Source organism: Tenacibaculum aquimarinum (assembly GCF_022478115.1).
Classification (GTDB): domain Bacteria; phylum Bacteroidota; class Bacteroidia; order Flavobacteriales; family Flavobacteriaceae; genus Polaribacter; species Polaribacter aquimarinum_A.
Genome location: NZ_JAKGSC010000003.1, coordinates 273,843 through 294,376, shown reverse-complemented (window position 1 = coordinate 294,376; position 20,534 = coordinate 273,843). Strand labels below are relative to the sequence as shown.

Annotated in this window: 21 protein-coding genes and 2 tRNA genes; 7 read left to right on the top strand and 16 right to left on the bottom strand. The window is 29.7% G+C overall.

Annotated elements, in window-relative coordinates:
- The first annotated feature begins 9 nt into the window (after positions 1–9).
- Positions 10–567 (top strand): YqgE/AlgH family protein, encoded by a 558-nt coding sequence (locus tag L1S33_RS09510; protein ID WP_240562147.1) that lies wholly within the window; start codon positions 10–12, stop codon positions 565–567.
- Between the two features lie 4 nt (positions 568–571).
- Here the strand turns inward: L1S33_RS09510 and L1S33_RS09505 are convergent, their stop codons facing one another.
- Both L1S33_RS09505 and L1S33_RS09500 read right to left on the bottom strand, forming a co-directional pair.
- Positions 572–1,405 (bottom strand): aminotransferase class IV, encoded by an 834-nt coding sequence (locus L1S33_RS09505; protein ID WP_240562146.1) that lies wholly within the window; start codon positions 1,403–1,405, stop codon positions 572–574.
- A gap of 101 nt (positions 1,406–1,506) precedes the next feature.
- Positions 1,507–1,887 carry an START-like domain-containing protein gene (locus L1S33_RS09500; RefSeq protein WP_240562145.1) on the bottom strand — a complete coding sequence of 127 codons (381 nt, stop codon included), beginning with the start codon at positions 1,885–1,887 and terminating at the stop codon, positions 1,507–1,509.
- 107 nt (positions 1,888–1,994) lie between these two features.
- Between L1S33_RS09500 and L1S33_RS09495 the strand changes: the two genes are divergently transcribed.
- Positions 1,995–2,068 (top strand) — tRNA-Met (locus L1S33_RS09495).
- A gap of 14 nt (positions 2,069–2,082) precedes the next feature.
- Here L1S33_RS09495 and L1S33_RS09490 read toward each other — a convergent pair.
- Entirely contained in the window at positions 2,083–2,517 is a 435-nt protein-coding gene (locus L1S33_RS09490) for a GNAT family N-acetyltransferase (protein WP_240562144.1), read from the bottom strand.
- A gap of 67 nt (positions 2,518–2,584) precedes the next feature.
- On the opposite strand from L1S33_RS09490, the gene L1S33_RS09485 reads away from it, so the two are divergent.
- Positions 2,585–3,031 carry a GNAT family N-acetyltransferase gene (locus tag L1S33_RS09485; protein ID WP_240562143.1) on the top strand — a complete coding sequence of 149 codons (447 nt, stop codon included), beginning with the start codon at positions 2,585–2,587 and terminating at the stop codon, positions 3,029–3,031.
- A 61-nt stretch (positions 3,032–3,092) separates the two neighbouring features.
- A tRNA-Gly gene (locus tag L1S33_RS09480) sits at positions 3,093–3,165 on the top strand.
- 40 nt (positions 3,166–3,205) lie between these two features.
- Here L1S33_RS09480 and L1S33_RS09475 read toward each other — a convergent pair.
- Complete coding sequence (locus L1S33_RS09475) at positions 3,206–5,629, bottom strand: O-antigen ligase family protein (RefSeq protein ID WP_240562142.1); 2,424 nt, start codon at positions 5,627–5,629, stop codon at positions 3,206–3,208.
- 13 nt (positions 5,630–5,642) lie between these two features.
- Complete coding sequence (locus tag L1S33_RS09470) at positions 5,643–6,284, bottom strand: rhomboid family intramembrane serine protease (protein ID WP_240562141.1); 642 nt, start codon at positions 6,282–6,284, stop codon at positions 5,643–5,645.
- A gap of 99 nt (positions 6,285–6,383) precedes the next feature.
- Between L1S33_RS09470 and L1S33_RS09465 the strand changes: the two genes are divergently transcribed.
- On the top strand, positions 6,384–7,289 hold the full coding sequence (locus L1S33_RS09465; RefSeq protein ID WP_240562140.1) for a lysophospholipid acyltransferase family protein: 906 nt from the start codon (positions 6,384–6,386) through the stop codon (positions 7,287–7,289).
- Here L1S33_RS09465 and L1S33_RS09460 read toward each other — a convergent pair.
- The 10 genes from L1S33_RS09460 to L1S33_RS09415 all read right to left on the bottom strand — a co-directional run bounded on the left by L1S33_RS09460 (position 7,286) and on the right by L1S33_RS09415 (position 17,521).
- Complete coding sequence (locus L1S33_RS09460; RefSeq protein WP_240562139.1) at positions 7,286–8,755, bottom strand: aminotransferase class V-fold PLP-dependent enzyme; 1,470 nt, start codon at positions 8,753–8,755, stop codon at positions 7,286–7,288. The genes L1S33_RS09465 and L1S33_RS09460 overlap by 4 nt on opposite strands.
- Positions 8,756–8,794: 39 nt before the next feature.
- Positions 8,795–10,186, bottom strand: coding sequence for a phosphoglucosamine mutase (gene glmM, locus L1S33_RS09455; protein ID WP_240562138.1), 1,392 nt, complete (start codon positions 10,184–10,186; stop codon positions 8,795–8,797).
- Positions 10,187–10,475: 289 nt separating this feature from the next.
- A complete protein-coding gene (gene rpsA, locus L1S33_RS09450; protein WP_240562137.1) occupies positions 10,476–12,281 on the bottom strand; it encodes a 30S ribosomal protein S1 in 1,806 nt (601 codons plus the stop codon).
- A 319-nt stretch (positions 12,282–12,600) separates the two neighbouring features.
- Positions 12,601–13,179: a hypothetical protein gene (locus L1S33_RS09445; RefSeq protein WP_240562136.1), complete on the bottom strand. Its 579-nt coding sequence runs from the start codon at positions 13,177–13,179 to the stop codon at positions 12,601–12,603.
- Between the two features lie 160 nt (positions 13,180–13,339).
- The gene (locus L1S33_RS09440; protein WP_240562135.1) at positions 13,340–13,849 is read right to left on the bottom strand and encodes a DUF3124 domain-containing protein; all 510 of its coding nucleotides are present in this window, start codon (positions 13,847–13,849) and stop codon (positions 13,340–13,342) included.
- Between the two features lie 81 nt (positions 13,850–13,930).
- Entirely contained in the window at positions 13,931–14,542 is a 612-nt protein-coding gene (locus L1S33_RS09435) for an IMPACT family protein (protein WP_240562134.1), read from the bottom strand.
- 3 nt (positions 14,543–14,545) lie between these two features.
- The gene (locus L1S33_RS09430) at positions 14,546–15,343 is read right to left on the bottom strand and encodes an EamA/RhaT family transporter (RefSeq protein ID WP_394801768.1); all 798 of its coding nucleotides are present in this window, start codon (positions 15,341–15,343) and stop codon (positions 14,546–14,548) included.
- 68 nt (positions 15,344–15,411) lie between these two features.
- Entirely contained in the window at positions 15,412–16,017 is a 606-nt protein-coding gene (locus L1S33_RS09425; protein WP_240562132.1) for an HAD family hydrolase, read from the bottom strand.
- Entirely contained in the window at positions 16,010–17,035 is a 1,026-nt protein-coding gene (ribD, locus tag L1S33_RS09420) for a bifunctional diaminohydroxyphosphoribosylaminopyrimidine deaminase/5-amino-6-(5-phosphoribosylamino)uracil reductase RibD (protein WP_240562172.1), read from the bottom strand. Before ribD ends, L1S33_RS09425 begins: the two co-directional genes overlap by 8 nt.
- A 21-nt stretch (positions 17,036–17,056) precedes the next feature.
- Positions 17,057–17,521, bottom strand: coding sequence for an NDR1/HIN1-like protein (locus L1S33_RS09415; protein WP_240562131.1), 465 nt, complete (start codon positions 17,519–17,521; stop codon positions 17,057–17,059).
- A 55-nt stretch (positions 17,522–17,576) separates the two neighbouring features.
- Between L1S33_RS09415 and L1S33_RS09410 the strand changes: the two genes are divergently transcribed.
- On the top strand, positions 17,577–18,068 hold the full coding sequence (locus L1S33_RS09410; protein WP_240562130.1) for a GNAT family N-acetyltransferase: 492 nt from the start codon (positions 17,577–17,579) through the stop codon (positions 18,066–18,068).
- A gap of 46 nt (positions 18,069–18,114) precedes the next feature.
- The gene (gene prmC / locus L1S33_RS09405) at positions 18,115–18,990 is read left to right on the top strand and encodes a peptide chain release factor N(5)-glutamine methyltransferase (RefSeq protein ID WP_240562129.1); all 876 of its coding nucleotides are present in this window, start codon (positions 18,115–18,117) and stop codon (positions 18,988–18,990) included.
- Here prmC and pdxR read toward each other — a convergent pair.
- On the bottom strand, positions 18,980–20,458 hold the full coding sequence (pdxR, locus tag L1S33_RS09400) for a MocR-like pyridoxine biosynthesis transcription factor PdxR (protein ID WP_240562128.1): 1,479 nt from the start codon (positions 20,456–20,458) through the stop codon (positions 18,980–18,982). The two genes, prmC and pdxR, sit on opposite strands and share 11 nt — an antisense overlap.
- Positions 20,459–20,534 lie beyond the last annotated feature (76 nt).

Here is a 20,534-nt window from a genome sequence, read left to right as displayed (position 1 = left end):
TAAAAGTGTATGACTACCCTAAAACCAACAAAAGGAAGATTATTAATTGCCGAGCCTTCTATTTTAAACGATAATTCGTTTAAAAGATCTATTGTGCTTCTTACTGAACATACAGATAAAAATACTGTTGGTTTTATTTTAAATAGACCTTTACCTTATACTGTTAACGATTTAATTCCTGAAATAGATTGTAATTTTACAGTATTTCAAGGCGGCCCTGTAGAACAAGATAATTTATATTTTGTACACAATGTTCCAGATTTAATTCCTAATAGCATAGAAGTTGCTAATGGCATTTATTGGGGAGGTAATTTTGAGTCTTTAAAAACTTTATTGATTAATAAATTAATAAAAAGTAATGAGATTCGTTTTTTCTTAGGTTATTCTGGTTGGGGAGCCAATCAATTAAATGATGAATTAACAACCAATTCTTGGTTTATTTCTGAAAATGATTTTCCTAATATCTTTGCAACAGACAATGAAACTATATGGAAAAACAAATTACTTCAAAAAGGTGGCAAGTATAAACTCTGGGCAAATGCACCGAGTGATATTAACCTAAATTAAATAACTACTTCCCTGTAATTTCTAGTAATTTTAAGCTACTTTGAAGCTTAGAGCTTACTGCTACAGAAAACTCTTTCTTTCTATATTTAGTTACAGGTTGAATACCAACTATTGCATTGGTTATAAAAACTTCATCTGCTTTTTGAATTTCAAAAGGAGAAATAACAGTTTCTTCAATATTAAAATCTGGATGCTTTTCAATAATCTCAATTACCTTTTTTCTAACAATTCCTTTAATACAACCTTCAGTTATTGCTGGTGTTTTAATTGTTTTCCCTTTAATAATAAAAATATTTCCGTTTGTAACTTCCACAACACCTTTGCGTTCATTTAATAAAACACAATTATCAAAATCATTTTCAGAAGCATAAATACTTGCAAGTGTATTTACCATTCTATTATTTGTTTTTATGGTTGATAAAAGCCCAGAAAAATTATAAAAATCTTTATATAAATCAATCGAATACGATTCTTTAGTTTGAAAAGTGTTGGCTGAAACCTCAATTAAAAAATCAACTTCATTTGTATTTGGCGTGTATAAACCTCCGTCTTTCCTATATACGGTTAGACGTGCTCTAAAAGAATTTGCTTTATCTTGTGTAGCAACAGTTTTTAAAATTTCTTGCTCAAGAAACTCTAATGTAAAATGCATTGGAATTTTCATTCTTAACATTCTCATTGAAGCCATTAAACGAAAATAATGGTCTTCAAAAAAAACTACTCTTCCGTTATTTATTTTAATGGTTTCAAAAATAGCATCTCCATACTTAAACCCTCTATTTTCAATAGAAATATTTACATTTTCAGTTTGAGATAAGTCTCCGTTATAATTAATCATTCAATAAAATTTTACAGTGCAAAGTTAGTATATTTCAATTAGAAATAGACACAAAAAAACTCGACAAATTGCCGAGTTTAACTTATTTATTTTGATGAATTTTAAGCTCCAATTGTATGTCTTAATTCTTCAATTTGATTTCCCCAAAGTTGTTTCGATTCTTCCACTTCATCTTCTTCAGCAAAATCTGTAACTATTAACGATACGTCTTTAGTAAGTGCATCTACCTGAATTTTAATTTCAAAATAGCTTTCATCATCTTCACTTTCGAGCCATTTAAATCTAATTCGTTCTCCTGATTTTTTTGTTACAATCTCTGCTTGTTCCTCTGTTCCATCCCATTCAAAAGTAACCACCTTACCTCTTGCGTTTACTTTATCTGCAAACCATTCCTCTAAATTAGAAGGTGAAGAAATATATTGATACAGCATACTGGGCGATGCATGTATTGGGATTTCTAAATCGTATTTAATTTTACTCATATTAGCTGTTTGTTTGGCCGTCAAGATAAGTATTAATTCTTTTTAAAAAAAATTAAGCACATACCTTGTTAAAGAGTAAAATTCAATTATATTTGCACCCGCAATCAGGCGAGGTAGCTCAGTTGGTTAGAGCGCAGGATTCATAACCCTGAGGTCACGGGTTCAAATCCCGTCTTCGCTACAAAATCCCGAATTTTAATTCGGGATTTTTTTATACATGACAAAATGCTTCCCAATTTGACTAATTGTAAAAGGATTACCAATAATACTAAACCCTTTTTTAATATAAAAATCGATTGCAATTTCTCTAGCATTACACCAAACACACTCGATATTCATCATTTTTAATTGTAAAATTACTTCATCAATAATTTTAGAACCATAACCTAAACCTCTTACATCATTTATAGTTGCCATTCCTCTTAATTGATACTGCTTCTTATATGATAACAAATTACTTTCAGTTTTCATCAATGAAGCAATTCCTACTAATTTAATATTTTTAAAAGCCCCCAAATGAAAGGTTTCTTTATTAAAATCACCATCAAACTTAAAAGGCAAGTCAACACCTTCTCTTAAAACTGATTTTCTTATAGCATATGTTTCTTCTGCAGAAATATTTTTTATCATTTTTATCTCGTTGTCTTTTCTATTGGTTAGGAAATATACAAACAATATATTTACAAAAAATATTTCCATGAGTATTCAAATACAAACTATAGCTCCAAAAGACATATTAAAAATAATTCCTCTTTTACAAAAATTGAATACTAAAACACCTAAGCATATTTTAGAAGAACGTGTTAAAGAAATGGCTTCACTAACTAATTATGAATGCATAGGAATGTATTTAAACGGTGATTTAATAGGCATTTCTGGTTTATGGTATTCAACAAGACATTATATTGGAAAAAGTGCAGAGCCAGACCATGTTGTAATTGACGAAGCTTATAGAGGGCAAAAATTAGGAAAGCAATTTTTTAATTGGATTAATACTCATGTAATTGCCAAAGGTTGTGAAGCAATTGAATTAAACACGTATGTAGTTAATAATCAATCTCATAAGTTTTATTATAATGAAGGTTATAATATATATGGATTTCATTTTTTAAAAGTGTTGAGGGAAGACAATAAATTTTATTAATTTTTTTCTAAAAAAAGGTTGCATAACTAAAAATAGGTCTTATATTTGCAGCTCTTTACCCGCGAAAGTAGCTCAGTTGGTAGAGCGTCAGCCTTCCAAGCTGAATGTCGCCAGTTCGAACCTGGTCTTTCGCTCAAAAAAAATCCGAAACTAAATGGTTTCGGATTTTTGTTTTTATTTATATTTTGATTCTGGCAAACTCATTGCTTGCGGAAACTTCTTAGCTCTTGCAGCTCTATAATCTGCTTTTGCTTTTTCTTTTTGACCTAATTTTTCATAACTCAAAGCCCTACAATACTCAGCCTTACCGTCTTTAAATATGTTTTTATCTATAGACTCTGTTAAGTACTTTACTGACGACTCGTAGTTCTTTAAGCTTAACTCCATAATACCTATATAAAGAACTGCAAAATGATCATTAGGATTATTTTTAAGCATTTTCAAAAGAAGAGTTTTAGCTTCAGTAAACTTACCCTTATTGTAATAAGCAATTACTTCATCATAAAGTTTTTTTGTTTCAGCTTTTTTAATATAACTATTTACGTTTTTGTGCTTCTGTAATTTTTGTTTAGCTTCAAGCAAATTTAAAGTTTTCCTATAAGATATAGCAGTATCTAAAGTTTCTATTGCAGCTTTTAAATCTTTATTTTTCTTGTAAAAATAATCAGTTTTATTTATCCATGCTACTGCATCAATCTTATTAACTGAAGTATACTTATTCATTAATTTTTCGAAATTTACAGTATCCTTTTTTCCTTTATATATATTTTTCAACATTGTATAGTTAAACTTGTAAGATGGATAAGAATTAAAAACTTCCTTAAAGTAATGTTCAGAACTATCTAATTGTTTTAGCCCCTTTAAAAAGATTTCTGCTTTTTGCTTTTTTATTAAAAAATCATGGACATTTAAACTGGAAGCTTGAGTTAATATCTCAAGGGCAGTGTCATACTTTTGTTCTTTTGCAGCATAGGTAGCTAAATAGTATTTCATTTTTATACCATCTTGATCTAAAGTTGGATATTCTTTTATTAAACCATTCATTTCAGAAAAAGTGAACTCATAATCTCCTCTTTTCTTTAAAACTTTTTCATTCTTAATAGCTGTATTAATACTATAAGCTTTAAAAACTAGATAATTAGAAAAAATAGTTATTATTGATACTAACACAATAGGAACAAAAAGAATACTTGTTATACTAGAAGCTTCTTTCTCTTCTTTGTTTGAATTTGTTAATGCTAGAGCAAACCCAGAAACCAGTACAAAAAACAACTGTACAGGAGCTCTTTCTAGTGGGAAATTAAAAAACGCATCAATAGTATAAGCCAACCCTGAAAGTAGTAAAAACAACACTATTTCCTTATTTTCACTTTTAAATTTAGATATTAATTGTTTTAAAATAAATATGAAAAGCATTAAATAAAGTATTCCTCCAATTATTCCTATTTCGACAAACTTTTCAAAAAAATCATTATGAACCCTAATAGGTTTACCAAAGGTACCTCCACTACTTTGTTTCTTTAAAAAATAGTTTTTATGAGGATAAATTTTATAATTTCCATAACCAATTCCTAAAAATGGATTCTCTTTAAAAATTACAATTGCAGAATTCCATATATTATAACGTCCCGTAACTTTTATTAGTTTGGTTAAAAAATCATCTTGATCCTTCTTAACTACAACTGTTGTTACATCACTTTTAGGGTATTTTGCTATAAATCTATCTAATTTTTTATAATCATTAGAGCTATAAGTTGTAGCTAAAGCAAAAGAATTCATTTTATTTTTATCAATTCTATTTACATTCATCATTAAAAACAATGCAATCAACGGAACTAATATTAAATAAGTTAAGTTTCCAATTTTCAGCTTTTTATTCTCTTTAGAAGAAACAGATAATAAATAAGTTAAAAATGTTATTCCAAAAATTAAAACCATAGATAATAACGCAGCTCTAGATCCTACAAAAATTAATGACAGCGTAGTTGTAAAAACTACAATACCACTTAACATTTTCCAAATTTTACTATTACTCTTAAAGTATAAGTAAATAGCAAAGGGAAGTTTAACAATTAAACTTGCAGTAAATATATTTACATTTCCATAATAATATAAAAATGTTTTAAATAACTCTCTATTTCTAGGCTTATTATAATTACCTAAATAATGTTCTAGAGTAACTATAGAATGATAAGCCAATAAAACCACACATATTTTACAAACAAATTCAAAAAAGTCTTTGGGGTTACTTTTAACTAAAGTAAACACTACAAAAGTTGCAACAATTACATTAAACAACCTGGCAATATGCACCAAACTTTCACTGACAATTGTAGCTTGAAAAATAGATACAAGTGAAGCAATAAAAAACAAAAAGAATATTAAAAAAAACTGTTTGGTACTTTTACCAACATTAAAAGGCTTTAAAACATCTTTTTGAGAATAAATAAAACCTAATGATATTATATTTAACACAGAAAAGTATAACCATTGAAAACCTTCGTATTCTATTTCTACTACTTTTGGAGATAAACCTACAACTAAATATAGTAGCAATATAATCTTTGATATTAGGGAAGTGTTTTGAGTTTTGTCCATCTTTTTTCTTTATCTATTTTTTTAATTTACTACCAAAAAGCAATAAGCCAATAATTGGAACTGCTAATAAAAGTATCATTGTTTTGTTTATTGAAATTATTTGAGGAAATAACACAATGGTAAGAATAAAACCTCCCATTGCTCCTCCTAAGTGAGCTGAATGACCAACATTTCCTAGCTGTTTTTTCATTCCATAGATTGAATATAATAAATACCCTACTCCAAAAATATATCCCGGAATCGGTATTGGCAAAGGAAACATAATTAGTTCCATATCTGGATACAGCATTATTGCAGAATAGACGATTCCAGAAACTGCACCAGAAGCTCCAATTGCACTGTAATAGGGTTCTTTTTTATGATAATGTAAAGAATACATACTTGCTATAAGTAAACTACCAAAATAGATAATTAAGAAACTTGTATTTCCTAAATTATTAATTACAATACCTCCAAATAAATATAAAGCATACATATTGAAACCTAAATGCATCCAATCTGCATGTAAAAATCCAGATGTTAACATTCTTATTTTATCTCCTCCTAGTATTTTACCTACTTGAAATTTATATTTATCAAAAAAAGAAAAATCGTTAAATCCTTTGTAGGAGAATAAAACTGTTGCAATAATTATTAATAAAACTACTTGATTCATTCGTTAAAAATTCGGGTAAATTTACGCAAAATTATTAATTTGTATTAGAATATGTTAATTTATAGAAATGTTAGATATTTGTAGTAAGCAAACAACTCTATGAAACTTTTAATTTTCGCAATTGTATATCCTATAATATGGATTACCTCAAGGTTACCAATGCCAATTTTGTATCTAAAATCTAACATCTCTTTCTTTATTCTATATTACATAGTAGGCTATAGAAAAAAAGTAGTTTATAGCAACATACAAGCTGCCTTTCCTGATAAAAGTGAAAAAGAACTTAAAAGCATTTCTAAAAAATTCTTCCAACATTTTACAGATTTAATATTTGAAAGCATAAAATCCTTTTCAATTTCTGAAAAAGAAATAAAGAAAAGATATCAGTATACCAATATCGAAATTATTGATAAATTAACTAAAGAAGGTAAAAATATTGCTTTAGTAGGTTCACACCAAGCAAATTGGGAATGGGCTTTTGGTCTGCCTTTATTTGTGGACATTAGCTGCTTAGGAGCTTACACAAAAATTCAGAATAAATATTTTGAGAAAGTAATTTATAATTCTAGAATTAGGTTTGGTTATAATGGTTGCCCTACAGGATTATTCAATAGCAAGCTTCAGGAGCGATTTAAAACCAAACAACAAAGTTTATATATGTTGCTTAGCGACCAATCTCCTATGCCAATTAAAACAAGACATTGGGCTACATTTTTAAATAATTTTGTTCCTGTACATACTGGCGCAGAAACTATAGCCAAAAAATTTAATCTTGCTGTTGTAAATATTAATACAACTAAAATTAAAAGAGGGCATTACACTTCTGATTTACAATTAATAACAGCATCTCCAAACGATTTTAAAGATTATGATTTAACTGAAAAATACCTTAAAATAACGGAAGATCATATTGTAAAACAGCCCGAGTTTTATCTTTGGTCTCATAAGAGATTCAAGCATAAAGGCAAATATGATGAATGGTTAAAACTTAGAAAGAAAGCTTAAACTGAAAACCAGTTTTCTACTAATTTCTTTTCTATTGGTTTTGCTGAAATGTGAACATAGTCATTTTTCTGCATGTCGTATTTATAATCCTTAGACCAATCTGCTATATTTTCATTAAGAATTCTTAAGGAATCACAGATAAAGTTAATTTCTTCATTTGTAATTGTTGGATGAATTGAAAGGCGAATCCAACCTGGTTTTTCAGTATTACAACCTTCTAAAATTTCTCCTTTAATTCTATTAGATGTTTCTTGATTTACATTTAATAAGAAATGCCCATAAGTTCCTGCACAAGAACAACCACCACGTGTTTGTATTCCAAACCTATCATTTAACAATTTAACAACTAAATTGAAATGATATTTTTCGAAATAAAAAGAAAAAATACTCAATCTATCTTTATTATTGGGCGCTAAAATATGTACACCTTCCAAACTTTCTAAAACAGCAAATAATTGCTCGTTTATTTCATCTTCTCGCTTTTTAATGTTTTCAGTTCCCATTTTATCTTTCAACTGAATACTTAATGCAATTTTTATGGTTTGTAAAAAAGCAGGAGTTCCACCATCTTCTCTAGTTTCTACATCATCAAAATAATCATGTTGTCCCCAAGGATTTGTATAACTAACAGTTCCTCCTCCTGGGTTATCAGGAATCATGTTTTTGTATAGTTTCTTATTAAAAATTAAAACCCCCGAACTTCCAGGTCCTCCTAAAAATTTATGAGGAGAAAATAGAACTGCATCTAAATATTCATCTTCATTTTCTGGATGCATATCTATATCGATATATGGTGCTGAACACGCAAAATCTACAAAACACAATCCGCCATATTTATGAATTAAGGCTGCAACTTTATGGTGATTTGTTTTAATTCCTGTTACATTAGAACCTCCACTTATTGAAGCAATTTTTATTGGTCTATCTTTATATTTAATTATTGTTTCTTCAAACATTTGCAAACAAACTAAACCTGCTTTATTACAAGGAACAACTACAACATCTGCTATAGTTTCTAACCATGAAGTCTGATTAGAATGGTGTTCCATGTGGCTAACAAAAACTACTGGTTTTTTCTTTTCAGGAACAATAGTATTTTCTTTTAAATTTTCAGAAATTTTTAATCCTAAAATTCGTTGAAACTTATTTACAACACCTGTCATTCCACTTCCTTCAGTAATAAGAATATCATTTTTAGAAGCATTTACATGACGTTTAATAATATTTCTAGCTTCATGGTACGCCAATGTCATTGCTGCACCTGTAGTAGAAGTTTCTGTATGAGTATTTGCTACAAAAGGACCTAAATCATTTATTAACTTTTCTTCTATTGGTCTGTACAATCTTCCACTTGCAGTCCAATCACAATATATAATTTTTTGTTCACCATAAGGAGACATAAATGTTTGGTCTTTACCAATAATATGCTTTCTAAATTGCTGAAAATACTGTTCTAAATTACTCATAATAAACAACGAATTATACTACTTTACTAAGAAGTACTTTTACTTAATAATTTCTTCTATTTCTTTGATAAAACGCACCGCTAAATCGTCTGCTTTTTGCTGACTTTTAGCTTCTGTATAAATTCTAATAATTGGCTCTGTATTCGATTTTCTTAAATGAATCCATTCTTCTGCAAAATCAATTTTTACACCATCTATAGTGTTTACATCTTCATTTTTATATGTTGAAGCCATTGTTTCTAAGATTTCATCAACATTTATTTGTGGTGTTAATTGAATCTTATTTTTACTCATAAAGTAACTTGGATACGAATCTCTTAATTCTTTACAAGACATTTTCTTGTGTGCTAAATGCGATAAAAACAACGCTACACCAACTAAAGAATCTCTTCCGTAGTGAGAAGCTGGATAAATAATTCCTCCATTTCCTTCTCCACCAATTACGGTGTTTGTTTCTTTCATTTTAATTACCACGTTTACTTCTCCAACTGCTGAAGCTGTATAGGTTCCTCCGTGCTTTTCTGTAACATCTCTAAGCGCTCTTGAAGATGAAAGGTTAGAAACTGTGTTTCCGCCTCCTAAACGTCCTAAAACGTAATCTGCACAAGCAACTAGTGTGTATTCTTCTCCAAACATAGAACCATCTTCTGAGATTAACGCTAATCTATCTACGTCTGGATCTACAACAATTCCTAAATCAGCTTTTTCTTTAACTACCAATTCAGCAATATCGGTTAAGTTTTCTTTTAATGGTTCTGGGTTGTGAGGAAACTGTCCGTTTGGCTCACAATATAACTCAACACATTCTACGTTTAACTTTTTTAATAAAGCTGGAATAAAGATTCCTCCAGTAGAGTTTACACCATCAACTACAACTTTAAAGTTTGCTTTTTTAATTGCTTTTACATCAACTAAATCTAACTTTAAAACTTCTTTTATATGTTTTTTTAAGTACTTCTTATTCTTCTTATACGTTCCTAAATCGTCTACTTCTGCAAATGTTAGGTTATCGCTTTCTGCAATTTCTAAAATCTTTGCTCCGTCTTCTCCATTTAAAAACTCTCCTTTTTCATTTAATAACTTTAACGCATTCCATTGTTTTGGGTTGTGCGATGCTGTTAAAATGATTCCTCCATCGGCTTTTTCTAACGGTACAGCAACTTCTACTGTTGGTGTTGTTGATAATCCTAAATCTACAACATCAATTCCCAAACCTACCAATGTATTTGCTACTAAAGAACTTATCATTTTACCAGAAATACGTGCATCTCTACCAATAATAATTTTTATTTTATCTTTCTTAGGATTGTTATTTTTGATAAAGGTTCCGTAAGCGGATGCAAATTTTACGGCATCTATTGGTGTTAAATTATCTCCAATATTTCCTCCAATTGTTCCTCTTATTCCTGATATAGATTTTATTAATGTCATTTCTTTAATTTACTTTTTACAATTTGTTTGAGTGTAAAAATACGAATTAGATAAAAGATTAAAGAGAAAAGACAAAAGAAAAATTACTTTTTGTTAGCAAGTAGTTGCGTTAGGGATTGTAGCGGCATCCTTTTATGAAGAATGAATAAAAGATACAGCGAAAAGCGCGACCTGAAAGGGAACGCCCAAGTAAAAAAAATATAAAATCATAAGATTATGAAACAAGTTCAGAACAAAAAAAAGCCGCTACTTACGTAACGGCTTTCTGTAATTTATGGTAGTAAGAATATTAGTTCTTAGAATCCATTTTCTTCTTTAACTCAGCCAATCCACCGATGTCTCCAAGAGTTGTTTTTTCAACGTCTGCAGCTTTCTTAGCAGCAGCTTTGATGTTTCTCTTTTCTTCTTCTTTGAATAAAGCTGTATGAGAAGCAACTATTCTACGGTATTCTTTACTGAATTCAATAATTTTGAAATCTGCAGAATCTCCTTTTCCTAATTTACTTCCGTCTTCTTTTTCTAATAAACGTCCTGGAACGAATGCTTCTACACCATCTGCAAATGTTACAGTTGCGCCTTTATCATTCTTATCTTTAATTGTTCCTGCGTGTACAGAATCTAAAGCATAAGTAGCTTCATGACCATCCCAAGGATTGTCTTGTGTTTGCTTATGACCTAAGTTTAATTTTCTGTTTTCTACGTCTAATTCTAATACTTGAACTTCTAATTTGTCTCCTACAGATACGAAATCTGATGGATGCTTAATTTTCTTAGTCCAAGATAAATCAGAAATATAAACTAAACCGTCTATACCTTCTTCCATTTCTACGAATACACCAAAGTTTGTATAGTTACGTACAATACCTGTGTGTGTAGAACCTACTGGATATTTAGATGTAATATCTGTCCATGGATCTGGGTGTAATTGTTTCATACCTAAAGACATTTTACGGTCTTCACGGTCTAAAGTTAAAACTTGCGCTTCTACTTTATCTCCAACTTTTACGAAATCTTGAGCTGAACGTAAGTGCGTAGACCAAGACATTTCTGATACGTGAATTAATCCTTCAACACCTTCTTCTATTTCTACGAATGCACCGTAATCTGCAATTACAACTACTTCTCCGTTTACTTTATCTCCAACTTTTAAGTCAGTATTTAAAGCTTCCCAAGGATGTGCTGATAATTGTTTTAATCCTAATTGGATTCTAGATTTGTTGTCATCGAAATCTAAGATTACAACGTTTAATTTTTGATCTAACTCAACAACCTCGTTCGGGTGGTTAATTCTTGACCAAGATAAATCTGTAATGTGAACTAAACCATCTACACCACCTAAATCTACGAACACACCATAAGAAGTAATGTTTTTTACAACACCTTCTAATACTTGTCCTTTTTCTAATTGGCCAATGATTTCTTTCTTTTGATCTTCTAAATCTGCTTCAATAAGAGCTTTATGAGATACTACTACGTTTTTAAATTCGTGGTTGATTTTTACAACTTTGAATTCCATAGTTTTTTCTACATACTGATCGTAATCTCTAATTGGCTTAACATCAATTTGAGATCCTGGTAAGAATGCTTCGATACCGAATACATCTACAATCATACCTCCTCTTGTACGACACTTAACAAAACCGTTAACAATTTCTCCTGTTTCGTGTGCGTTGTTTACTCTATCCCATGCTTTAATTACACGAGCTTTTTTGTGAGATAATACTAATTGACCAGTTGCATCTTCTCTTTTGTCAACTAATACTTCTACTTTATCTCCAACAGCTAAACCTTGGTTGTAACGGAATTCGTTTAAAGAAATAACTCCTTCTGACTTAGAGTTGATGTCAATAATTGCATCACGCTCAGTAATTCTTGTTACAGTTCCTTCGATTACATCACGTTCGTTTACGAAACCTACAGTTCCTTCTAACGCTTTTTCGAATTCTGCTAATTTAGATTCATCAACCTCATCAATACCTTCTTCGTATTTATGCCAGTTAAATGTTGCTAAAAATTGTGCTGGGTTTACAGTTTCTTGAACTGCTTCTGGTGTAGTTACTACTTCTTCAGTAGTGTTTTTTGTTTCTTCAGACATCCTGAAATTAACTTTGTATCTTGTTGTTAATCAGATTTTTAACGATATTAACTCTAAGAGATATTAAACTTGTTCTTGTTTTATAAATTCCTTTTACAAATCTGCTCTCGTAAAAAGGAGTGCAAATGTACGAAATTTTATTAAATAAACAATTGATTTTTAAGGAGTTTGTTAATGTCTAAAAATGAAGGCTTGTTGAAGGGTTTGTGTATGCTCTGTTGCTTGGTTACGCAACTTATTTAGTAAATAAAAACCGAATAGAAAATCCACGAGGATTTTCGTAAGTAGACTAGAACCAAGCAATAAATTATATACAGTGTTACCTGCTGGCTTTTACATAAAATGTATCTTGATAAAATCTTTGCTCAACATCGTGGTCTAGTGCTAAAATCATATAGTCGTCTCTATATTTCACAGCTTCATATTCCTTTCCATTTACAGTAATATTTTCAATTCCAGATTCCGCTCTTTTCTTTTTAAAATCGAAGCGACCATATTTATTTATATATTTAACAGAATATATGTACTCTTTATCTCCATTCCATTTGTAAACGTCTTTGTCAATTACCTTTGCTTTGATTTCTTTTCTTTCTTCTTTATCATTCATTTCGAAGTCAGAGTAAGCTGTTAATTCAGCTCCATTTTCTGTTATAATCTCGTCAAACATGTTATAAATATTAAAGTCAGAATCGTAAGAAACTGTTTTCAATTCATTTGTTTTCGGATTTGATGTCACTTTCCAATACTCAATTTTTGTCGAGTCGTTTTTATCCACGTATTTATAAACTTTGGTTTCTGTTTTATTTGAAAATGGATAATAAAAGTCTTTTAAATTTTCTTGCGCAGAGCAACTTGAGATAATGAAAATTAAAATCAGAAGTGTAATGTTTTTTGTCATTCTCAATGTTTTTTTTCAGCTTGCAGGTAATGTAAAAGAATATCCATTGTTTTAATTGTGGATATTCAACGTTAGCGAAGTTACCCAAAAATATGTTTAGAGTCAAACTAAGTTTCACTACAACTCCTTAACTTCCACTTAAGATAAATTCTCAAAAAAACTACTTAATTCGTTTAGCATGTGTAGTAAAAGAAAGTCCTTGTTGCCCCATTGTTGAGTTCATTATTCCTTCAAACAAAGGTTCTGAAGCACCTTTTGGAATTTTCCATTCAAAAATAAAGTTAGAACCTGTTCCTCCTTCAACATCAGATTCGTCTATTATTATTTCGGTAGTTTCCATTGGCGCTAAATAAATAGGAAAATCAAAATACGTTCTAAGAACTGCGCCGTGTGTATCGTAATATTTTGCTTTTAAAAGATAAATTGTATCTGTATCGCTAGTATTTCTTAAACTAGCTGTTGCTGTTAAATTGTGTCTTTTATGTTCTGAAATACTATAAATTTGAGAGTAAATAGACAAATAAGACTTCCCGTATTCTAACGAGTCATTTTTACTGATATCAATTTTTCTTTTTAACCAGTTCTCCGGATTAATAGAACTAATTTCTTTTTTATCAGTACAACTAACAGCTAAAAATAACACTAAAATTAACAGGATATAGTTTTTCATTTTTCTCTTTAAAGTATTGTTGAACAAAATTTTACAATTGTAGCGAAGTTCGAGAAATTTTCTCTTAGAAACAACTAAATATTAGTCTAATTCTTTAATTTCAACTTTAAATAAATTGTTGAAAATATCAAAAATTGTTTGTGCGTCTTTTTTTCTTACTGAAATTGTATACTCACAATTCATTTCTAATTTTTGAGCTGTAATATTTAAGTTTCTTTCCTTTACAACACGTTGTACTTTGTTCATCATATCGTATTCAAAAGTAAGTTTGTATTGAATATCTATGGTTTTTTCAATAATATTAGAAGCTTCTAAAGTTATTTGTGCAGAAGTTCTGTAGGCATTTATCAGTCCGCCAACGCCTAATTTTGTCCCGCCAAAATAACGCACAGAAACTACTAAAACATTGGTTACATCAAAAGACTGAATTTGCCCATAAATTGGCATTCCTGCAGAATTACTTGGTTCTCCATCGTCATTTGCTCTAAAACGGATTTTCTCAACTCCAAATTGCCAAGCATAACAAAAATGACGTGCAGAATGATGCTTCTTTTTTAAGATTTCTAAAGATTCTTTAACATCATCTTCATTAAAAACAGGAAACGCATAGCCAAAAAACTTACTGTTTCTATCTTTAAACAGTGTTTCTTCTGAAGCTGAAGTAATTGTTTTATACGTATCTTTTTCTTCCATAATTTATGAACCAAAAGTTACTAAAATTATGCTAATTACAGCTAATGAAATACCAACCCAATTCTTTTTTATTAGTTTTTCCTGAAAGAATAACAATGCAAAAACGGTTGTTAAAATTACAATTCCCACGTTATTTATGGTGAATAACGTTGAGCTTTCTATATCTGTTTTAAAGGCTTTTAACAAGAATTCCATTGAATAGTAATTCGGAATTCCAAGTGCAATTCCGCCTAAAACGTTTTTCCATTGGAATTTTAATTTTCCACGTACAACTTGAATAACAATTAAGAGACTTCCTAATACAAATGCACAGCCAAAAATGGTTGCTAAAAATAACGGAACATTATTTTCTGAAACTGAATTAGTTTCTACATATTTTAAAGCGGTGTCTAAAACTCCAGAACCTACAAAAAGTAATAAAGGGAAAAGTAAATTCTTAAATTTCACTGGAGAATTATCGTTTTTTGCAGATGATAAATACACCGCAATTAATGCCAATAAAATTCCAACAACTTTTACAACTCCAACACTTTCATTGTACACTATAATTCCGAATATAATTGGAATTATCACAGACATTTTACCTGCTACTGATGCAACTGACAATCCGTTTTTTTGCGCTGTAATTCCCATTACATTAAAGATGGAAATAAATAAAAATCCCAAACAAAACGCGCCTATAAACCAAGGTTGTTTTGGCACTTCTGCAACAGACATTGAAATATCTGATGTAAAAATTCCAAAAGAAAATGCAATTATATAATTTACAACAATTGCTTGTAACGTGTTGACTTTAAACACATCAAACAATTTAAAAATTACAAATAGTAAACTAGAAATTAGTATACTTAAAACAAGATAAATCAAATCTAAAATTCTTTTTTTGTGAATAATTCTGTTACATCTTCTTCGCCAGGAATTAAATTCCAAACTTGTAAACCTACTTCTTTTGCTGCTTCAGTATTTTCCTTTAAATCGTCAACAAAAAGAGTTTCACTTGCAACCAAATTATTTTGATCCAATACAAATTGATAAATCTCAGAATCTGGTTTTCTAAAATTGATTTCGTGCGACAAATAAAACTGCTCAAAACAGTTTTTAAACTCGTTGTACAATTCCATTCCCCAATCTTCTTGAATCCAAGAAATATGCAACTCGTTTGTATTGCTTAATAAGAATAATCTATATTTTTCACTTGCTGCAAGTTCTTTTAAAAACGCTAATCTTTCCTTCGGAAAATCTAACAAAATAGCATTCCAACTTCTAATTAAATCGTCTTTATTTATATTGAATTCTTTGTGATAAAAACCAACAAATTCATCCGTAGAAATCAACCCTTTTTCATATTGATGATATACAGCAATCATCTTTTCAGAAATCTGTGTAACACCTAATTTTGCTAACTCTTTGTAAGTTCCTTGTTTGTCTAAATTGATAAATATATCACCAAAATCGAAAACTATATTTTTAATCATTTCTATATATTCTTAATGAGTCGTTTTTTATTTTTTCTTCAGAAAAAACGTTGGCTGAAAATTGCGGTGCAACTACTCCACTTTCAAAAGAAACTTCACTTGTAAAAACACGCGCTTCATCCCAGATATTTTCATCAATAAAGGTTTGTAAAGTTTGAGAACCTCCTTCAATAATTACTGACTGAATTTTGTGTTTTTGTAAAACTTCGCAAATTTGATTTGCTATATTTTCAGAAAAGTCAATTTGCTCAAAAATCAAGTTTTGTCTTATTTCTTGTTTCTTGTTTCTGGAATCAACAAGAACTAAAGTTTCAACACTTCCGTCAAAAACATTAACATTTTTATCTAAACGACAATTTGCATCTAACACAACTCTTACAGGATTATTTCCTGACCAACTTCTTACATTCAATTTAGGATTATCTGCAACAACCGTATTTGTTCCTACTAAAATTGCGTGTTCTTCACTTCTCCATTTATGCACTAATTGTTGTGAATATTGGTTAGAAATCCAAACTGGTTTTTGTTCATCTTTAGAAATCGGAGCAATAAAACCATCTTTTGTTTGCGCCCATTTTAAAATAATATACGGTCGTTTTGTATTCTGAACTGTAAAAAATCGTTTGTGATGTTCTAAACATTCCGTTTCTAAAACACCTACTGTAACGTTAATTCTGGCATTTTCTAGTCGTTCAATTCCTTTTCCAGCAACCAAACTATTTGTGTCCACACAACCAATTACAACATTGGGTATTTTATGTTTTACAATTAAATCGGCACAAGGCGGCGTTTTACCAAAATGTGAGCAAGGCTCTAGCGTAACATAAATTGTAGAATCCTTTAATAACTCTTTATTTTCAACAGAATTTAAAGCATTTACTTCCGCGTGATTTCCGCCGTAGGCTGAAGTAAAACCTTCTCCAATAATTTTATTATCGTGAACAATTACAGCACCAACTGACGGATTTGGACGTGTATTTCCAATTCCGTTTTTAGCAAGTTGTAAACAACGTTTTATGTATAATTCGTTAGTAATAGCTTATAATTTAATTTTAACTTCTTCCGTTTTATCAATTGTATAAACTCTTGAAAAACCAAAAACTTTATACTTTAAATCGCCTTTAAATTGCACTTTTAAATTCTGATTTAATATTGAATTCAATAAACCTCCTAAAATACCATTTTTGTTATTTTCAAAAACTCTTTTTGATGGTATTACAACATTCAACGGAATTGCAAAATCTTCTCTTGCTGGCACTTTAAATTCCTCTGAAGAAACTTGTGCTAATTCTGTTCCGTTTATAAAAACTTTAATTTCATCTGTAGAAATTTTTCCACCAACATCATTAGGGTTTTTAAAGTACGCTTTTGCCGCTAAACGTATTGTATCTGACTTAAAAGACACTAATTTAACATCATCTACCTTTACAAAAACAGGTTTTTTACTTACAGAACAACTCGTAATTAATACAGTAAGTAAACACAAAATTAGTATGCGTTTCATATATTGATATTTTAAAATTTAATGTAACTTGTTCCTGCAAAAATAGTATATTGGAATGACAACCGAAGATTTTATTATTAGAGAAATTCAACAGAAAGATAACCCAGAAATTGCAAATGTAATTCGTAGTGTTTTGGTTGAATTTGGCGCACCAAAAATTGGTACAGCGTATGAAGACAAAGCAACCGACAAAATGTTTGAAAACTACCAAAAACCACGTTCAAGTTATTTTGTAATTGAACATAAAAACAAAATTGTTGGCGGTGTAGGAATTGCACTTTTAGATAATTTTGAAGGTGAAACTTGTGAGCTTCAAAAAATGTATTTCTTACCCATAACAAGAGGAAAAGGTTTGGGAAGTAAGTTAATTACTAAATGTTTGGAAAAAGCAAAAGTGCTAAATTATACGCATTGCTACTTAGAAACCATGCCTTATATGGATGCTGCGAGGGCTTTATATAAAAAAAATGGTTTTATCAATTTAGACAAACCAATGGGAAACACCGGACACTATTCTTGTAATGTTTGGATGATAAAAGAATTGTAGTTTTTATTGAAACAAGAGTAAAGAGGCAAGAAACAAGACCTAGTTTATGACTTTAAAAGATTTTAAAAGTAACTTTTCAGAACAATTATCTTCAACCTATCCACAAACAGAAATAGATTCTTTTTTCTTTTTATTGATTGAAGAATACTTAGATTTTCAACGAATTGACTCGGTTTTAAAAGCTGATTTTATAATTTCTTCGGAAGTTTTAACTGACTTTAATGCTGCTATTGAAAGGTTAAAAAACGAAGAACCAATTCAGTATATTTTAGGAAACACAGAATTTTACGGATTGCCTTTTTTGGTGAATAAAAACACGTTAATTCCAAGGCCAGAAACAGAAGAATTGGTGGAATGGATTATTGATGAAGCTACAAAGTTAAAATCAGATGTCACTTCGAGCGCAGACGAGAAGTCTAGCTCAATTCTTGACATCGGAACTGGAACAGGCTGTATTCCTATTTCTCTAAAAAAGAATTTACCTAATGCTACAGTTTCTGCAATTGATGTTTCTAAAGAAGCCTTAAAAACTGCAAAAGAAAATGCTAAATTAAATTCAGTTAATATTAATTTTATGGAAATTGATATTTTAAAAACTGATGATTTACCTAATAATTACGATATTATTGTTTCCAATCCGCCATACGTTAGAGAACTAGAAAAGGTAGAAATTAAAAACAATGTTTTAGAAAACGAACCACATTTGGCATTGTTTGTAGATGATAATAATCCGCTTATTTTTTATGATAAAATTGCCGATTTAGCAAAATTACATCTTTCTAAAAATGGATTGTTATTTTTTGAAATCAATCAATATTTAGGAAAAGAAACGGTTGATATGTTAGCAAAAAAAGGTTTTAAAAACATAGAACTCAAAAAAGATTTTTCAGGAAACAACAGAATGATTAAAGCTACTCTTTAATTGCAAACATTGTTTTTTTAAATCGAAATATTAACTCGTAAATTTCCTCTTCAGTATAACTTGCAAAACCAATTCTAATCGCATTATGATTAATTTTATGTACATCGTATCTTTTATAATTCCCTATTTCTAATTGGTGCTTTTTTGCTTCTTCAGCTACTTGTTTCCAAGAATATTTTTTGTTTAAAATTGCCCAAACCGCCATTCCTCCTTTAGGTTTTTCAAACTGAAAAAAACTACTTAATTCTTTAGAAAGTAAATCGCAAAATAAATCTCTACGTTGCTTGTAAGTCTTCATCACTTTTCTAATATGTCTGTCTAAATCGCCCGATTTTATAAAATCTGCAAAAGTTAATTCTAATAATTCATCACCTTGCCTATCAACAATTTTTCTTCGACTTGCAGCTTCATCCACAAACTCTTTAGAAGCAATTAAATAACCAACTCTAAAAACTGGTGCTACTGTTTTACAAACCGAACCAATATAAATTACGTTTCCGTTTGTATCATGACTTTTTAAAGGTAAAATTGGCGCGTGATTGTAATTAAAATCGTAATCGTAATCATCTTCAATAATTGCAAAATTATATTGTTTAGATAAGTTTAATAAATGAATTCTTCTTTCCGCAGATAAAGTTACCGTTGTTGGATGATGGTGATGAGAAGTTACATAAACAGCCTTAATTTGTTGCTGCTTGCAAATACTTTCAATATTCTCAGTAACAATTCCGTTTTCATCAACCATAACAGTTTTTAAAATTGCTTGTTGATTTTTAAATGTTGTTGTTGCAGACGCATAATTTGTTTCTCCTGTAACAATTACATCTTCTTTTTTCAATAATAATTGAGACGATAACCAAATTCCCATTTGGCTTCCACGTGTTATTAAAACATTTTCTTTTGCAGTTTGTAAACCTCTGGTTTCATTTAAATAATTAACTAAAACCTCTCTTAATTTATCGCTACCGTAAACAGAATTATATCCTAAATGATTAAAAATATTTTTCTTGGTTGTAATTCTTCTATACGTTCTTGCAATTTCTTCAATTGGGGTAAGTCTTTGATCCGAAACCCCATCATTTAAATATATTACATCTTCTTTTTGTAAAGAATTTACAGAGTTAAACACGTTACTTTTGTAAAAAGAGAATCCTGTTTTTTGCTTTTCTGAAGTAAAATTCGATTTTGAAAATTCTGTTTGATGCAATAAAGGTAAATTACTATGTACAAAAGTTCCTTTTTTAGCAATACTTTCTACCCAACCTTGTAAAAGTAATTCATCATAACAAGCAACAACTGTTTTTCTATGGATATTTAACAGTTCTGCCAAAGTTCTACTTCCTGGAAGTTTGGTTTTTGGTGGTAATTTTTGTTCTTTTATCAATTGAATAAATTGATTGGATAATTGCAAGTACAAGGGTTGCGATATTTTTCTATCTAACGTAAAACTAGTTTTAAAAGGAAACATAAACTGGACTATTAATTATATTTATTCTGGATGATTACAACAATCCATAAATATATTATTTTTGAACTATATAACA

What these genes read in the sequence shown, in the direction of transcription:
- L1S33_RS09505 (WP_240562146.1), bottom strand. Translation starts at nt 1,405, where the DNA reads ATGATTAATTATAACGGAGACTTATCTCAAACTGAAAATGTAAATATT.
- L1S33_RS09410 (WP_240562130.1), top strand. Translation starts at nt 17,577, where the DNA reads ATGACAACCGAAGATTTTATTATTAGAGAAATTCAACAGAAAGATAAC.
- glmM (WP_240562138.1), bottom strand. Translation starts at nt 10,186, where the DNA reads ATGACATTAATAAAATCTATATCAGGAATAAGAGGAACAATTGGAGGA.
- L1S33_RS09445 (WP_240562136.1), bottom strand. Translation starts at nt 13,179, where the DNA reads ATGACAAAAAACATTACACTTCTGATTTTAATTTTCATTATCTCAAGT.
- L1S33_RS09490 (WP_240562144.1), bottom strand. Translation starts at nt 2,517, where the DNA reads ATGATAAAAAATATTTCTGCAGAAGAAACATATGCTATAAGAAAATCA.
- L1S33_RS09475 (WP_240562142.1), bottom strand. Translation starts at nt 5,629, where the DNA reads ATGGACAAAACTCAAAACACTTCCCTAATATCAAAGATTATATTGCTA.
- L1S33_RS09435 (WP_240562134.1), bottom strand. Translation starts at nt 14,542, where the DNA reads ATGGAAGAAAAAGATACGTATAAAACAATTACTTCAGCTTCAGAAGAA.
- rpsA (WP_240562137.1), bottom strand. Translation starts at nt 12,281, where the DNA reads ATGTCTGAAGAAACAAAAAACACTACTGAAGAAGTAGTAACTACACCA.
- prmC (WP_240562129.1), top strand. Translation starts at nt 18,115, where the DNA reads ATGACTTTAAAAGATTTTAAAAGTAACTTTTCAGAACAATTATCTTCA.
- L1S33_RS09425 (WP_240562132.1), bottom strand. Translation starts at nt 16,017, where the DNA reads ATGATTAAAAATATAGTTTTCGATTTTGGTGATATATTTATCAATTTA.
- L1S33_RS09440 (WP_240562135.1), bottom strand. Translation starts at nt 13,849, where the DNA reads ATGAAAAACTATATCCTGTTAATTTTAGTGTTATTTTTAGCTGTTAGT.
- L1S33_RS09460 (WP_240562139.1), bottom strand. Translation starts at nt 8,755, where the DNA reads ATGAGTAATTTAGAACAGTATTTTCAGCAATTTAGAAAGCATATTATT.
- L1S33_RS09415 (WP_240562131.1), bottom strand. Translation starts at nt 17,521, where the DNA reads ATGAAACGCATACTAATTTTGTGTTTACTTACTGTATTAATTACGAGT.
- L1S33_RS09470 (WP_240562141.1), bottom strand. Translation starts at nt 6,284, where the DNA reads ATGAATCAAGTAGTTTTATTAATAATTATTGCAACAGTTTTATTCTCC.
- L1S33_RS09485 (WP_240562143.1), top strand. Translation starts at nt 2,585, where the DNA reads ATGAGTATTCAAATACAAACTATAGCTCCAAAAGACATATTAAAAATA.
- pdxR (WP_240562128.1), bottom strand. Translation starts at nt 20,458, where the DNA reads ATGTTTCCTTTTAAAACTAGTTTTACGTTAGATAGAAAAATATCGCAA.
- L1S33_RS09510 (WP_240562147.1), top strand. Translation starts at nt 10, where the DNA reads ATGACTACCCTAAAACCAACAAAAGGAAGATTATTAATTGCCGAGCCT.
- L1S33_RS09500 (WP_240562145.1), bottom strand. Translation starts at nt 1,887, where the DNA reads ATGAGTAAAATTAAATACGATTTAGAAATCCCAATACATGCATCGCCC.
- L1S33_RS09465 (WP_240562140.1), top strand. Translation starts at nt 6,384, where the DNA reads ATGAAACTTTTAATTTTCGCAATTGTATATCCTATAATATGGATTACC.